Source organism: Streptomyces sp. NPDC088745 (assembly GCF_044751045.1).
Taxonomy (GTDB): Bacteria; Actinomycetota; Actinomycetes; order Streptomycetales; family Streptomycetaceae; genus Streptomyces; species Streptomyces cremeus.
Map to the genome: position 1 here is coordinate 94,196 of NZ_JBIVLB010000021.1, position 14,226 is coordinate 108,421.

At 68.9% G+C, this 14,226-nt stretch carries 12 protein-coding genes; all 12 read right to left on the bottom strand.

Translation table 11 applies throughout. The features are described from left to right. Positions 1 to 88 precede the first annotated feature (88 nt). Complete coding sequence (locus ACIP93_RS34990; RefSeq protein ID WP_401765920.1) at positions 89 to 577, bottom strand: single-stranded DNA-binding protein; 489 nt, start codon at positions 575 to 577, stop codon at positions 89 to 91. A 138-nt stretch (positions 578 to 715) separates the two neighbouring features. Continuing rightward, on the bottom strand, positions 716 to 1,027 hold the full coding sequence (locus ACIP93_RS34995) for a hypothetical protein (protein ID WP_358250947.1): 312 nt from the start codon (positions 1,025 to 1,027) through the stop codon (positions 716 to 718). Between the two features lie 109 nt (positions 1,028 to 1,136). After that, positions 1,137 to 4,145, bottom strand: coding sequence for a hypothetical protein (locus ACIP93_RS35000; RefSeq protein WP_401765923.1), 3,009 nt, complete (start codon positions 4,143 to 4,145; stop codon positions 1,137 to 1,139). Positions 4,146 to 4,242: 97 nt separating this feature from the next. Further along, entirely contained in the window at positions 4,243 to 4,479 is a 237-nt protein-coding gene (locus ACIP93_RS35005; protein WP_401765926.1) for a hypothetical protein, read from the bottom strand. A gap of 69 nt (positions 4,480 to 4,548) precedes the next feature. Beyond that, entirely contained in the window at positions 4,549 to 5,367 is an 819-nt protein-coding gene (locus ACIP93_RS35010; protein WP_401765928.1) for a hypothetical protein, read from the bottom strand. Between the two features lie 160 nt (positions 5,368 to 5,527). Continuing rightward, a complete protein-coding gene (locus ACIP93_RS35015; RefSeq protein ID WP_401765930.1) occupies positions 5,528 to 6,955 on the bottom strand; it encodes a hypothetical protein in 1,428 nt (475 codons plus the stop codon). Positions 6,956 to 7,141: 186 nt separating this feature from the next. Continuing rightward, complete coding sequence (locus tag ACIP93_RS35020) at positions 7,142 to 8,029, bottom strand: hypothetical protein (RefSeq protein WP_401765933.1); 888 nt, start codon at positions 8,027 to 8,029, stop codon at positions 7,142 to 7,144. A 96-nt stretch (positions 8,030 to 8,125) separates the two neighbouring features. After that, a complete protein-coding gene (locus tag ACIP93_RS35025; RefSeq protein ID WP_376620629.1) occupies positions 8,126 to 8,632 on the bottom strand; it encodes a hypothetical protein in 507 nt (168 codons plus the stop codon). Between the two features lie 462 nt (positions 8,633 to 9,094). Further along, positions 9,095 to 9,799, bottom strand: a complete 705-nt coding sequence (locus ACIP93_RS35030) for a hypothetical protein (protein ID WP_401765935.1) — start codon at positions 9,797 to 9,799, stop codon at positions 9,095 to 9,097. 249 nt (positions 9,800 to 10,048) lie between these two features. After that, positions 10,049 to 12,355: an AAA family ATPase gene (locus ACIP93_RS35035; RefSeq protein WP_401765938.1), complete on the bottom strand. Its 2,307-nt coding sequence runs from the start codon at positions 12,353 to 12,355 to the stop codon at positions 10,049 to 10,051. Then, positions 12,352 to 12,963 carry a hypothetical protein gene (locus ACIP93_RS35040; RefSeq protein WP_401765940.1) on the bottom strand — a complete coding sequence of 204 codons (612 nt, stop codon included), beginning with the start codon at positions 12,961 to 12,963 and terminating at the stop codon, positions 12,352 to 12,354. Before ACIP93_RS35040 ends, ACIP93_RS35035 begins: the two co-directional genes overlap by 4 nt. A 267-nt stretch (positions 12,964 to 13,230) precedes the next feature. Further along, positions 13,231 to 14,109, bottom strand: coding sequence for a sortase (locus ACIP93_RS35045; RefSeq protein ID WP_401765943.1), 879 nt, complete (start codon positions 14,107 to 14,109; stop codon positions 13,231 to 13,233). Positions 14,110 to 14,226: the final 117 nt, after the last annotated feature.

Genomic DNA, 14,226 nt, shown 5'->3' on the forward strand with positions numbered 1-14,226 from the left:
GGTGTCCCCGCCGGGGCGCCCCCCGCGGGGGGGGGGGGGGGCGCGGGGCGGGGCCCCCCCCCCCGCCGGTCGGTCGGTTTCGGCCGTGCTAGAACGGCGGCTCGTCGGCCGGAGGGGCCGAGTTGGTGGCCCACGGGTCCTCGGCGGGCGGGCCTCCCGCCGCCTTGGTCGCCTGGCGGGCGTTGCCGAATTCCTCACGGCCCGTGCCGTTGCCGGTGGTCTTGGCGATCTTGGCCGTGGCGTTCTTGAGGCTCGGCCCGACCTCGTCGACGTCCAGTTCGTAGACCGTGCGCTTGGTGCCGTCCCGGTCTTCGTACGACCGCTGCTTCAGTCGGCCCTGCACGATGACGCGCGTGCCGCGCTGGAGCGATTCCGCGGCGTTCTCCGCCGCCTGCCGCCAGACCGAGCAGGTCAGGAACAGGCTCTCGCCGTCCTTCCACTCGTTGGTCTGCCGGTCGAAGGTGCGCGGGGTGGAAGCCACACGGAACTTCGCGACCGCCGCGCCGGAGGGAGTGAAGCGCAGCTCCGGATCGTCGACGAGGTTTCCGATGACGGTGATGACGGTCTCTCCTGCCATGCAGCTTCTCCTGGTGTGAGTGGGTGGTGGCCGGCGCACACGTTGCCGGGGGGATGGCGCGGTGTGTGCCGACCACCGTGGGGTGGTGACGAACGAATGGTGTCGGGAGAGTGCGTCGGCGGCGAGATCTCGCGAATCTCAGGCTGCCGGCACTTCGTGGGTGTTACGTCGATGGGCGACGGCTGCTGCCTGCGCACGCAGGTAGTCGGCCATCTCCTGCGGTTCGTCGCGGAGGTCGAGGAGTTCGTCGGCGAGGCGCCGCGCCAGGTCTGGCTGATGACAGGACAGAGCCTCCAGCAGCCGTGTGCTCATGCCGGCCAGGGTGGTGGTCATGGCGGTGTAGGCCAGTAGCTGAACGTCTGGGTCGAGGTACTGGCGTTCTGTCTCGGTGCGGCGCAACGCGGCCAGTCCTTGGTCAAGGATGTGGTGGCGCAGCTCGGTGGTGGACACGACGGGCGGTCCCCTTCATGTGGGGGTGGGGTAAAAGCATCATCGCCCGCAATCCGGACACCCCCTGCTGGCCGTGCCATCGGTGGGTGGCACGGCCAACAGGAGCGGATCAGACGCTGTGTACGACCTCGGGCCGCTGGTCGGCTCGGGCCACGTACCGCTCTCCGAGTACCCGGGGCGCGCGGCCGGAGGCGCGGTCGAGCATCTCGGCGCGCCATCCGTTGCCGGGAGGGACCGGAACTCCGTGCGGGGAGACGGCGTCGATGGGGAGCTTGAGCGCCGCTGCCAGTTCACGCCGCTCGGCAGTGGTGATCTCCTTGCTTCCGGTCCGGCGCTGAAGGGCGGTGGTGATGTGCAGCCACCCGTCGGGCTTCCGCGTCACCGACCAGTGCTTGCCGGTCTGCTTGCGCAGACCCGCGCGGAGCCCGTCCTGGACGTCCTTCTCGCGGTCGAGCCGTACCGACTCCCGTCCGGCGGCGTCCGCCGGGTCAACGCTGATGCCGCCTTCCGACCACACCTTCGGCGTCTTGACCGGCTTGCCGGTCTGCCCGTCAACGGCGCCGGCCGCGTACAGCCAGCGGCCGTCCTGCGCCTTCGCGAACTGGTCCGCTCGGCTGCGCTCGCTGCCGCGCCATGCCGCCCGAACCTCCCGGATCTGCGCGTACGACTTGCGGGTGAACCCTTCCTCCGGGGCGTCCTTGGCCGTCTCCTCGCGAACCGGGGCGGCCGCGGGCAGCGGCGCGCTACGCAGCGGCGAGCCGACGGCCGGGTGATCGGCGGCATACCGCTTGGCCATGGCCAGACCGACCACCCGAACGTGCCGGCATGTGTGGTTCTTCTTGAAGTCCCGGCAGGTGCACTGCAGGGTGGCGCCGTCGTCCCGGTCCGTGGACAGCTTCATCTGTCCGTCCGCGTCGTTCCAGGCGACTGCCTGACCGGTCACGCTCGCGTCCAGGAACTTCGCACGCGCCTGCGCGACCGCGACCTTCCCCGAGGAGAGCTCCGTATCGATCCGCCGACGGTCGGCGTAGAGCAGCGATCCTTCGTTGCCGAAGCGCAGTGCCGCGCTCGGCGGGACCGTCGCCACCGCCGGAGGCATCTGGACCGGCCGGCCTGCGGCACGGGCGGCCTGCTTCTCCGCCTTGATCCGAGCGCGGCGAGCGGTGTCGTCCTGCCCGGCCCGGGAGCCGGACACAGGGCAGGAGTGGGCGGAGGTCATGGAGGCCCACTGGCCGCAGGTGGCGCACTTGCGCTGCACCGACGCCTCGGTCGCTTCAGCGACGTTCTCGAACTGGTAGGCGACGTTGTTGCCGTTCTTCGCCCAGACCGACTGGCTGACGTAGCTGGTCAGGGACGAGGCCGCCATCATCTGCTGGTACTGGCCGGGCGACATCCGGTAGGCGTACGTCTTGGCCGGCATCACCTGTCCGTCGCGCTTGCGCGTGTACGGCCGGGTCGTGACCTCGAGGTAGCCGGTGTCCGGGTTGTAGCCGACCTCCTGGATGCGAGCCGAAGCCGGAGCGTTCGACGTACGGGCCTTCGACAGAGCGGTGGCCGTGGATATCTGCGCAGGGTCGATCCCCGCCTCCAGGAGCCGCTTGTCGATGTCGATGCTCTTGGCGTACCAGTCGTCGTACAGGGCGTTGTCGGCATCGGTGAGCGGCGCGGTGTCGGGGTTCTGCCCACGCAGCTCGGCGCGGCTGCGGATCTTCTCCCGGATCCGGTCGGCCTCGCGGGCGTGCTCTTCCACCTCGTCGAGCAGGGCCGCGTTCGGGCATTCGTCTCGTGCGTGCCCGAATTGACCGCAGCCACCAATGCAGCGGATCGCCGCACCCGCGATCTCGGCCTTCTTGTCCTTGAACTGAATGCCAGCGTGATCCCGGTAGGCCTCCTCCGTCCTGGCCTGGTTACGGAGCTTCTCGAACTCCTCCTCGTCGTAGCTGCCCTGAGCCTCCAGATCGTCCATCTTGGAGTAGATCTCTTCCATCGCCCTCTGGCGCTCGTTGACCCGCTGGCGCAGGTCTTCCAGATCCTCGACGCGACGGACGTTGGGGCATTCGTCCTTCAGGTGCCCGAACTGTGCGCACTGCTCGCACTTGACAGTGCCCTGGCCGACACCGCCCACGAGGGAGTTCGTGATCTGCTGGTCATGCTGCAGAGCCGCGTCACGCTCCCTGCGCATCTCCTCCATCTTGGTGAGCCCCGGGCCGATGTGCGCCCAGTTGTTGCGGGCGGCCTCATCCGCCCGCTCCTGGTGACCACGGATCTCCTTTTCCAGCTTCTTCCACCGCGCCCGGGCGTCGTCCCGCTGCGTGACGAGGAACTGGTTGGGGCAGGCGCTCCGCTCGTGCCCGAACTGGCCGCAGCCGCCCTCTCCGGTGCACTGCACGTTGCCGGTGCCCGGCTCGGCAAGCCGTACCCGCTGGGCTGAGGTCAGGGCCGGGCGGGTGGGAAGCGAGGCCAGCTTGGCCCGCCGTTCCTCCTCCATGATGCGCAGGGCCTCACGGGAGACGTTGCTCTGACCGATGTCGGCCTGCTGCCGGGCGGTGAAGCCCGAGACGGCCAGCTGGTCACGCCACTTGTCTGTCAGGGAGATACGCGTGTTCTCCCGCTCCGACTTCTGCCGGCGGACGAGCGCCTTCCAGCGGCCGCGGGCCGCCGCGGCCGAGACGCCCATCGTGCGGGCGTAAACGTCGAAGTAGCCGTCCTTCGCCTCCTGGTTGCGCTGCAGGAGCACACCGAGGCGCTGCATCGCCGCCAGGTCCTGGCCGCGCATCTTGTGCTTGGGCTGCAGCGGCCGGCCGTGCTCGTCCTTCCCCGTCTTCAGCCGGGCGATCTCCTGATCGATCCGGGTGACCATCCCCGGCTGCCGGTCGCTGTCCCGGTACTTGTCGGCCTGCGAGATCCGCGGGTCGCTCTCGATCTGCTGCTTGAGGCCCTTGAGGAAGGCCATCTGCTCCTTCTCGGTGGGAGCCGGGAAGCCCTCGTACTGGTGACCGAACTCGTGCACGCCCGACTGCAGCTCGAAGTCGTCGTAGTCCGTGTACCCGAGCTGCCTGAGCAGGTGCTTCTGATAGCCGATGACCGCCGAGCGGCCCTTGTTCTCGCGGCAAACCACGTTGTGCCCCTCCAGTGGATGTCTTACTGAAGGGCGATCTTGCGACTCAAAGCGGACAGCCCCCGTTCGGGCCGTCGATGGGCCCGAAGGGGGGCTGTCACTGGTTGTCGTCGCGGAAGTCACGGCGCATGGCGATGACCGGGGGGCACAGCAGCAGCAGACCGATGAGACCGAGTCCTGGCTTGTCGAGCAGCAGGCCAAGGCCTGCGGTCGCTGAGCCGGCGAAGGTGATTACCAGCATGGCCCGGCGCCGTTTTCGGTACTCATTCCAGGCGGCGAAGGCGGCAGTCGGCGGCAGCAGGTGCATGGTGATGAAGGCGATCAGCTCCCTCACGGCTTGAAGCCTCCTCCTCCTTCACGTGCGGGCGCCGGCAGAAGCCACGCGGCCGGCGCGGCCGTCACCTCAGGCGTCCGCGGCCGCGCTGCTCTCCAGGACGGAGGTGTACAGGTCGTCCATAGGCACGTACTCGCGCTCCTCCAACTCGATGACGCCGGCCCGCCCAAGAGAGGACAGGTACGTGAAGGGGTCGATCGGATCGAGGATGACGAGGTTCTCCGGGTGCTCGACCACCACGACGACCTTGCGGCCGTCGGGCATCTCGGTCTCCAGGCCGGAGGAGGGCTCGCTGACGTCCCCGTCGACGTACTCGCCGCGGTTGAGGACGAGCGGAACGGTTGCCGACCACTCGCCGAGCTCTTCCTCCGCCGGGTTGCCCAGGTCGTCCTCGGCCGGCGCCAGGTAGAGCACACCGGTGGGCACCTCGCCGGACGCCGCGGCTGCCAGCAGCTGCTGCTCCTCCTCGTCGAGGTTGTTCCAGCTTCCGTCGTCGTGGGCGGTGGCGTTGATGCGCTGCTGCAGCGTGTGCCGGATCGTGGTGGCGTGCGCCGACCGGGCGTCGAACGCCGCGATCTCGGCCTGGTCGATCGCGTCCTGGTCGCCGCTGGTTATGGCCTGCTCGAGGGCGGACTCCAGGCCGGCGTAGTCCGGGATGAGCTGGGCGAGGATGTCGGCCGGCCGGTCGGCGAACACGCGCAGGGCCTGCTCCCGAAGGACGGCTTCGAAGCTGTGCGGCCGCTCCCGGCCGATGAGGGGCAGGGTGTAGCCGTGCCCGGGGGACTTCATGTCGGGGGTGTTGGTGACGACGACAGCCGGCGCGGGCCGGGCGGGGTCGCACTGCTCGACGCCGAAGTCGGTGGTCTCGGGGTTGTTGATGGCGTTCATGTGGTGGCTCCTGGTCTGGGACGAATGTTCGGGGTGTGTCGTCCAGGTCGTCATCGACGGCCTGGACGTGGTCTTGGAGGTTGAGTCGAGGCTTTCCGCGGGCGGGAGGTGGTCGTGATGTGGGCTTCAGGCAGTTGCTCGTTCCTCGGTTCCGGCAGGGTTAGGCGGCCAGCTCGTGGCTGGGTTGTGGGCGGGACGGTAGACGAAGGGGCGGACACCCGGGCTCGACGGCTTCCTCGCCCTCGGCAAGGAGTTCGTGCGCGCGCTGGCTGCGCAGGCCGAGGCGGGCCAGGGACTCGGTCCAGTTGAGGCCCTCGTCCCGCAGGAATTCGAGTTCGAGGCGAAGCAGGTCAGGTGTCCACTCGCCGGAGCGCCCTGCCGTGCGTGTACCGAGGGGCTCGGCGGCCGGCTGGTCGATGGTTTCCTCTTCCCAGGCCAGCGGCGGGTCCCATCGTTTGACCAGGGCTCGCTGGCGGGCGAGAGAGGAGGGCCCTGGCCGATGCGACAGTTGCCCCCAGGCCGCCAGTACGGCGGCTTTGACCGACGGGGTGGCACTGCCGGTCTGGTTGAAGTCGGTGAGGGACTTGACGGTGGTGCCGCCCGCGCGGGCGATGGCGTTCAGCGTCCAGCCAAGGGCGCACAGCCCCCGGAGGCGGCGGATCAGGCCGACGTCGGTGACCCCGGGACGACGCTGGAACGCAGGAGCAGGCAGCTCGGTGAGCGCGAGAACCTGGCGTGCCATCGTCGGGTGGATTCCTCTGCGAAGTCCTGCGGCGTGGTCGTCGATGACGCTCGTGAGCGTGGACGAATTCACCCCGGCTGTCTTGGCGATGAAGGCGATGCTGGCCAGTTCGTACGCTTCCTGAAGTTGTCGGACGTGCTCGACGACTGGAGTGGCGTCAACGGCGTCTTTCCGGAAGGCCGGTGCCAGGTCGGTGGCGTTCAGGGCGAGCAGTCGTTCGGCGAAGCGGACCTTGATGGTTCGTGGCCGGCCCGCCCGCACGTCCTTGAGGGTGGCGGCCAGTGTGCTCACCGTCATCGTCACGGCGCGAGCGACGGCGGCTACTGAGATCTCGGGGTGTTCCACGAGGATGCGGTCCACATGCTCCATCACTGGGGCAGCGTCAGTCGACTGCCCGCCGTACCCGCGGTCTTCGTTGGGAAGGTCTGCGGCGTTGAGCAGGAGCAGGCGGTGGGCCACGTCGGCGTTCACGTTGCGCTGCTGGCCTCGGTCCGCAGCGCGCAGTACGTCTTTCAGGGTCGTGGGGGCCACTTGCGCGTGTCGGGCCATGGCCGTGACGGGCAGGTGCGGACGCTGGGCGATCAGGTCCTGCACATGTCTGGCGGCCGGCAGCGAGTCGATCACGCCGGTGTCGAGAGCGTAGCCGGTACGCCTCCGGGCCCCTGTGGCGGTGGTGGCCGATGGGTGGAGGTCGTTGAGGGGGATCTGCTGCGGCTCCTGGAGGGTCGCCGCGTTCACTGCCTCGGCGTGTGAGGTGCCGACCCCGGTGATGCGGATGCGGGAGCTGCCGTCAGGGCTGCACGACCAGTACACCTGCTCAGGTGCAACGTGGTGGTCAGAGGTCATGGTGGCGGTGCTCCTGGGAGGTCTGCTGGTGCTTTCTGGGTGGTGAGCCGTTCGAAGGGTGGTTCTGGGCAGCTTAGGAGGAGGTGGTGCCACCTCCTCCTCTTGGCGAGTTTCGGCTGAGCGCTGCCGGCGGGAGAACCTCGCCAGCGGTACGGAGAGAGTTGACGGCCAGCCGCCTGCCGCCGGTCACGCGGGCCAGTGCACCGGCCTGGTTCGCGTGGGGTAAAGCACCGGTCTGCGCCGCTGTTCGCTGATGGCCCGCTCGGCGCGCGCCTGGGCGTCCTTCTCGAGTTCACCCACGTCGTGGAAAGCGTCGCCGCGGGACACGGTGACGTTCGGACCGAGCCGGAACAGCACGGCGTTGACGGCACAGCACGCGACGTGGATCTCGTCGATGTCGTTCATCCACCACCGGTAGTCGGCGGGATCCTTCCCTTGGAACCGCAGCGTGGCGGCTGCCGCGCGGACCATGGTTCCGGTTCCGGCGCACGGCTCGATCAGCCGGGCCCCCGGCGGGACCGGCTCGGTGAGGAGGATCTCCGTGTGGTGGTCGGCCGCGATCGCCGGAGTGAAGAACTGGCCGGCCTTCTGCCGGTCGGAGTAACTGCGCATCCGTTGGACCAGAAGACCGATCAGGTCTTCGCCTTCGCAGCGTGTGAGATCGCTGGCGTACTCCAGCAAGCCGGCACGGACCAGGATGCGGATGTAGTCGCTGAGCCCACGGGTGTCGCCGTCACCCGCCTGGGCGAGCCACTCGTGGAGAGGGCGGGCTGCCTCGGTCAGGACAGGGTTGTAGGACCAGAGGTTGTTCCACACCGAACGCAGGACATCGGTTGCTTCTTGGTCGTCCAGGGGGAGGAGCAGCGGACCGTAGTCACGGCCAGCAGGGGTGCTGGGCGCTGCCAGCGCGAGGGCGGCGAGAGTGCCCACGGCAATCGGCAGGTCGCTGGTACCCCCGCGGTTCTCCAACCACCAGGCCAGGGCGACATCGGCGATGTGGCGGGCGTGGTCGCGGCCGGTTTCGGGAGCCATCGCGCGGCGGAAGGATGCCGGGGGTATTCCGTACATGGTCATGAGTAGGTCTCTCCCTCGGTGGAGCAGAGTGTTCGGGCACGTGATCCGCAGCCCGGTGGGGCGGCCCATGAGCCGCCCCACCGGGGTCTGGGCGGGTTAGGGCGAGACGATGAGGCCGTTGGTCAGGAGGGCGACGGCAGCAGACAGCTGCTGGGGCGTCACGAGGACGGCCAGGCGGGCGGAGACCGACTTCTGCCCGTGCGAGGCTGTGTCGAGTGCTGCCTGAACCACGCGGCGCACGTCTTCCGTGACGTGCATGTGGGCCTCGGTGTGCGACAGGTCCGCAGCCGTCACCTGACCGCGGCCCATCATCTGGTTGGCTCGGGATGCGACGTCGAGGACGGTGAAGGGATCAGCCGGGCGGGCGGGGGAGACGGCGGAGATGTTCACGCCGCCGAGGGAGTTGCGGAAGCGGGCCGGGCAGCGCGCATGGAGGTTGCAGGTGAGTTCAGCAGCGAGGTCGCGCACCGCCGGCAGCCCGTACGTGTCGGCCAGGAGTGTCATGTGACCGAGGGCGGAGTGGAGGTTGCCCTGCTTGACATGGGCGATGTAGGCGTCGGTGATGGCGCGCAGAACGAGAACGGGTGCGGTCGAAGAGGTCAACGGACCAGGCTCCTTGCCATGTGAGTGGGTTGAGGGTCGGCAACGCGCACCGTGGTCAGCCAGCGGTTCGGCATGTGCGGTGGGCGCGGGCCGTCATTAGGGCCTTGGAGCAGGCATTTCGCCGAGCCCTCGCGAGTAGGAGGGCGATCGCTGCGCCTCGGGCCAGGAAGTCGTTCGCCCTTCGCCGGACAGGCGCAGACGTCGCCTCGCTGTTGCATCTGGCCTGCACGGAGCAGCCCGGTCCGCTGGAAGTCCTGTGAGCGGTCCAGCTTCTGATGAGATCGGGCTGTTGCCGCTCTTCCACGCACTGTGGGTCCGCCTGCCGGCGGGTTGCCCCGCTTCGGCAGGCGCCTTGGCGCGGGCGCCGTGGGGTTGGTCGCGGACAACTCGTAGGCACGTGCAGAAGCGCGCCCTCCCAGGCCGGGGCCGTTGCCCTGGTCCGGGAGGGCGTCTCCGTGTGAGCTACGCGATCCGGTCGACGTGAGCGAAGATCACAGTTCCTTCGGCGTCGACGTCGAAGCCGCGTTCACCAGAGTGGTGGACGAACTGGTAGGTCCCTGGGGTGACGTTGACGACGGTGTCGCCCGAGTCGAGCGTTTCAGGGTCTCCGCCCATCGATAGCCAGTGCTCGTAGTCGGCGAGGGAGTAGGACCAGATGTCCGTGCAGATCTGAGCCAGGCATGTCTCGTCAGGGATCGACGGAGTCTCGTCGTTGTCGAAGTCGATCCACGGGGTGGCGATGATGTAGCGATCCTGCTCCGTGCGGTAGAGACCCAGACTGCGATCGCTCGCGGGCCCGAAGGCGCATCCGATGGCGGCCATCGCCTTGATGGCTCTGTCCCGGCCGAGTACGCAGTTGTAGTCGACCAGGGCGTCGTCCCCCCAGTTGTAGACGGGGCGCAGGTTGTCGGAGACGAGGAGTCTGCCGGAGGGCACGCTCAGGGTGATCGTCGTAGTGATTCCGTCCGGGTGAGAACAGGGTTCCTGCACGTGGGCGGCTTCCTCGACGACCTCATAGGTGGGGTGATGACCGCAGATCCGGCAGCCGCCGAACGGGAAGCCTGCGGGGAACGTCTCCCCGTTGAACACATTCACCTCCGCTTCGTTGTTCACGAACTGGTGCCCGTTGGCCTCGCTGACCGGCAGTCTCTTGCTCCTGATCGCCATGAGGCGTGGCTCCCTGCGGTGTGGTGTCCTGCCTGGCACTGAACGGACTGGGCCAGGCAGGCTCGGTGGTCGATTCGACTGTGATTAGGCACCCCCTACGCCCTCGGGCCCTCCTCGGCGCGAGATGCGAACACGGCAGGGGCCGCCCCGCCGGGTGGCAACGCCACCCGGCGGTCTTGCTGACGGACAGCTCCGCGGCACAGCGCCCGCCTCCCCGTCCTTGGTGACGGGGAGAGCAGAGGGCCCAGCTCAGGCCGCTGAGGCGATCATGGTTCCGGTGTTCTCGTCCGGCTGGCTGAGGCTGATGACCTGCTGAGCCACCTCCGTGATCTCCTCGCCGTGCGATACGACCAGGGCAGGCCAACCGAGTTCGGAGAGGCATGTGAGGACGGCTCGACGGGTGTCTGCGTCGTGAGCTGCGGTGATCTCGTCCGCGATGATCATTCCGATCGCGTTGCCACCTGTGATCTGCTCGGTGATGCCCAGCCGGAAGGCGAGTGCGGCCGTGGCCTTCTCTCCTCCTGAAAGAACCCGGGTGGGGCGCACCGTGCCCTCAGCGGTGTGCACGCGCGGGACGAAGGCGTCATCGATCTCGAACCGCACATGCCGGTCGGTGATCTGGGTCAGCACGTCAGTGGCCGCCTGGGACACCGCTGCGGTGTACTCGGCCAACAGGTCGCGTCGGAACTGAGCAAACGCCGCGGCGGCCACGTGCAGGATGTGCGCCGTATGGAGCTTGTCGGCTTTCGCACGCATCCGGGCTTCGGCAACCTCGTGGGCCTTGGTCAGGACGGTCACGCGTTCGGCCGCCACTAGGAAACGGGTGTTCGCCTCGGACGCCTCAGCGGCTGCCTGATTGTGTTCGGCGCGTGCTGCGGTCAGCGTGCCCGCTGCCTCGGCCAGCTCGTTGGCCGTGACGTCGGGGTGGGTGGTTTCCCGCGCGGCCAGGTCGGCGCGTGCAGCCTCCAGCTCAGATTCGGCGTTGGTCAGCTGAGTACGCAGACCGTGTGTGTGCCGAGCCTGGACGAGTTCTGTGCTGAGCTGCTCGATGGCGGCCCGACCGGCTTGGAGGGCCCGCTCAGGGTTCGCCGGCCCGTCGAAGCCGGGGAGGTGAACCACCACAGCGCTCACGGCCTCGTCGGCCGCACGTCGTGCCGTCTCGGCCTGCTGCCGGGCGGCTATCGCCTCAGCGTGCACCGCGTCCAGACGAGTGGACAGTTGCGTGAGTTCCTGGCGCCGGGAGAGCAGCGCATCGTGAAGCTGGACCGCCGCCTCCGCCTTCGCCTTCGCGTTCTTGCCGTCCCTGATGCAGCGCTCCCACTGGCCACGCAGATCAGCAACCAAGGCCCCCACGTTCCGCAGCGGCTGGACGCAGGTGGGGCAGCAGGCAGACTCGGCCGTGGTCAGCGCCTGTAGTGCCCGGCTGAGACGGGTGTACTCGCCTTTGAGCGCCCCGCGCCGCTGCTCGTACTCGGTGTGCTGCTGCTTCGCCGATTCGATGCGCCGGTCCAGTTCCGGGTCGGCGAGCCGGTCGGCCTCGGCTCGTGTCTGCCGCACTCGGCCGTCGATCGCGGCGGCGTGCTTTTCGGCGGCATCGATCTGTTCGACAGCTCGCTCGGCCGAGTGGACAGCATCCCGCAGGACGTCCAACTGCTGAGTGAGGACCTCCGGCGTGGGGCTGGCAAGGCCGGCCTTGCGTAGCTCTCCGGTCAGAGAGGCCACCCGCTGCTGGCACTGCTGGACTCGCTCATCAGCACGTGCCCGGTTGATCCGCTCCTGTTCCGCCAGCCGGTGCCGCTGCTGTACCTCCTGGGCCTGCTTCTCGGCGATGCGCATCCGGTCGGCGGCCTGGCGCGCTGTCTCGGCAAGCTCCTCATGCGTCTCGTGAGCCTCAGCCGCCTGCTGCTGGGCCTCGTCGAGCGCGCGGCGGGCCTCATCGGTCTCCTCACGTGAACCGGGCATGGCGGCCGCCAGTTCCTCGGCCCGCCGGGCCTCGGCGTTCGCGATATCGACTTTCTTCGTAAGGTCGCCGAGCCCGGTCTGCTCTTCAAACAGCTGCTGGACCTGGGCGGGAGTGCCCTCGGCCAGCCCGGTCAGTTCGCCCTGTGCGATGAAGAAGGCCCCGCAGTAGGCCCGGCCGGTCAGTCCGGTCAGCTCGTAGATCTTCATGGTGAGCTTGCTCGGGCTGATCTGCGGTTCGTCCTGGCCGGGGCCGGTGGCTCCGTTGGTCCACCAGCGGGCGTACGCCTCCTCTCGTACGCCGCCCCGGTGGTTGCGCTGCCGCAGGCCCCGAAGAGCCGTGTAGCGCTGCCCGTTGAAGATGAAGTCCACTTCGGCTTCGCACGGTTCACCGTCCGCGCCGGAGCGGCGCATATCGGCCTGCTTCAGTCCTCCGGGGACCTCGCCGTACAGCGCCCACACCATGGCGGACAGGAAGGTCGACTTCCCCGATCCGACCGGCCCGTGCAGGGCGGTGATGCCGGTGTCGGGGATGGTGATCTCGCCGTGCCGGACCGAGCGGATGTTGCGGACGCGTATCCGTATGGGGGTGATCATGCGACTGCTCCGTCCGTGGGGCGGATGTTGACCCGCAGAACGGTGCAGGAGTCCCGCCCGGGAGGCGTCTGGATCCGGGGTGCAGCGAAGTGGAGGGTGCGCAGCGCCGACACCAGCTTCAACTGCGGGGTCTCGCATTGGTGGTGCTCGGAACCGTCCACGTACTCGCCGTCCGCGAGCGCGAGGCTCCCGGCGTGAGCCCAGGCCGCGTCATCGGCGGCGACCCGGGTGGTCTCCGCGTCGGGGCCGTTGGCGTACACGATCAGGGCGGGGGCGTTGCACCGGCAGGACCAGTCATACGTGCACACCAGAAGGATCGGAGTCGGGTCGTCCACGCTGGCGTGGCCCAGCAGAGTGGTGGTCTGCGCGTGCGGCTTCCACACACCGCTCTGGTACTCGTCCTCGTCCACCGCCTGCATGTGCCGCTCCGAGCCCGGGGCAGCGTTGCTCATCCAGCCGACGGCGCGCAGCTGCCCCCGGTCGGGGTGCCGGGTGACGAGCTCGACCTCGAAGATCCGAGCCAGCCCGAGCGCCTGGTGGGCGGCGGCATCGGTGTAGGTGCGGAACGGCTCGAAGAAGTTGCTGGTGATCGTCAGGCTGGGAGACATGCCGGGTCCTTCGGGGCAGGGTCGCGAGGTGATGCCCGAAGATCACCATTTGACGAGGCACGGCGCGAGAATCCGCGAATCTGGCTCTGTGGTCTCCGGCCCTCATCGTCGAACCGTCCTTCTCACCTCTCGCTGCGGACGGGGAAGTGGGTGGTCAGCGCCACGATGACGGCGAGGCCGACCATGGCCCCGATGCCGAAGCCGCTCCTGGCCGCCCAGCAGAGGGCCGGCCAGGACGTCGGAACCGCACAGGGTAACCGGACACCCTCATCGGACGGAGGTTCCTCCGCTGGATCGGACGAGGTCGGCGGTGACAACGACACGCTTGGACGAGCCGTTGGCCGGCCAGCACGTGACGAGCGTCAGCACCGGCTTGGTGGGAGTGGCAGTGGGCTTGCCCGGTACCTGGGCGATGACGTTCACGTTGCTCGGGTCTACGGTCTGAACGGAGGCCACCTTGTACGTGTAGGTGACGCGGTTCGCCGTCGTGACGGAGATGGACGCACCCGGCTTGATGCGGTCGATGTTCTTGAAGGCGGGGCTTGCTACGCCGGAGCGGTGGCCGGCGATGGCGTAGTTGCCGATCTGTCCGGGACGTTCTGTCCCGGGGAAGTGCCCGATGCCGGCTCGTAGCTGCTGGCTGGTCACACCCTCGTAGACGGGCTGTGCCCAGTCGTTGCCGAGCGCCGGGATGCGCAGGACTTCGGTGACTGCACCACCGCCCCCTGTGGTGGGGTTGCCGCCGACGCTGTGGGGGCCGCTGCCTTTCGGGTTGGAGGAGGACCAGGTGTCCAGTGCGGCGGATGCGTCGGACTGGGCCTTGACGGTCCGGTCCGGCACTTTCGGGTCGCCACCGATGGGCTCGTCGGCGGCAGGTTCGTCGGAGGTGGCGGAAGCGGCAGAGGAAGTGAGCGGATCCGGAACGGTCGATGTCGGCTCGGTGGGGGCGATCTTCTGAGTGGCGGCGGACTGGTGCGCGCGGGTGGACGGCTCATCATCCCCGCGGGTCACCAGGAGAGCGGTGGTTGCGAGGCCTGCGACGGTGACGGCGGCGATGCCCGCGGCCAGCGCTCGTCGGGTTCGGCGCGGTCGGGGAGTCGGCTGCGCTGTGGGAAGGCTGTCGGGGCTGTGCGGGGTGTCGGACACGTGCGCTCCAAGGGATGGGTCGGTGGGGCCGCGGGGGGGGGGGGGGCCCCGCCCCCCCCCCCCCCCCCCCGCGGGGGGCCCGGCAGGGTTGTGGCACCCCCCCGCCGGCGGCCAGTA

Bases quoted from the DNA above. Each gene is read 5' to 3' on its own strand.
- ACIP93_RS35020 (WP_401765933.1), bottom strand. From the start codon at position 8,029: ATGACCATGTACGGAATACCCCCGGCATCCTTCCGCCGCGCGATGGCT.
- ACIP93_RS35030 (WP_401765935.1), bottom strand. From the start codon at position 9,799: ATGGCGATCAGGAGCAAGAGACTGCCGGTCAGCGAGGCCAACGGGCAC.
- ACIP93_RS35035 (WP_401765938.1), bottom strand. From the start codon at position 12,355: ATGATCACCCCCATACGGATACGCGTCCGCAACATCCGCTCGGTCCGG.
- ACIP93_RS34990 (WP_401765920.1), bottom strand. From the start codon at position 577: ATGGCAGGAGAGACCGTCATCACCGTCATCGGAAACCTCGTCGACGAT.
- ACIP93_RS35015 (WP_401765930.1), bottom strand. From the start codon at position 6,955: ATGACCTCTGACCACCACGTTGCACCTGAGCAGGTGTACTGGTCGTGC.
- ACIP93_RS35040 (WP_401765940.1), bottom strand. From the start codon at position 12,963: ATGTCTCCCAGCCTGACGATCACCAGCAACTTCTTCGAGCCGTTCCGC.
- ACIP93_RS35010 (WP_401765928.1), bottom strand. From the start codon at position 5,367: ATGAACGCCATCAACAACCCCGAGACCACCGACTTCGGCGTCGAGCAG.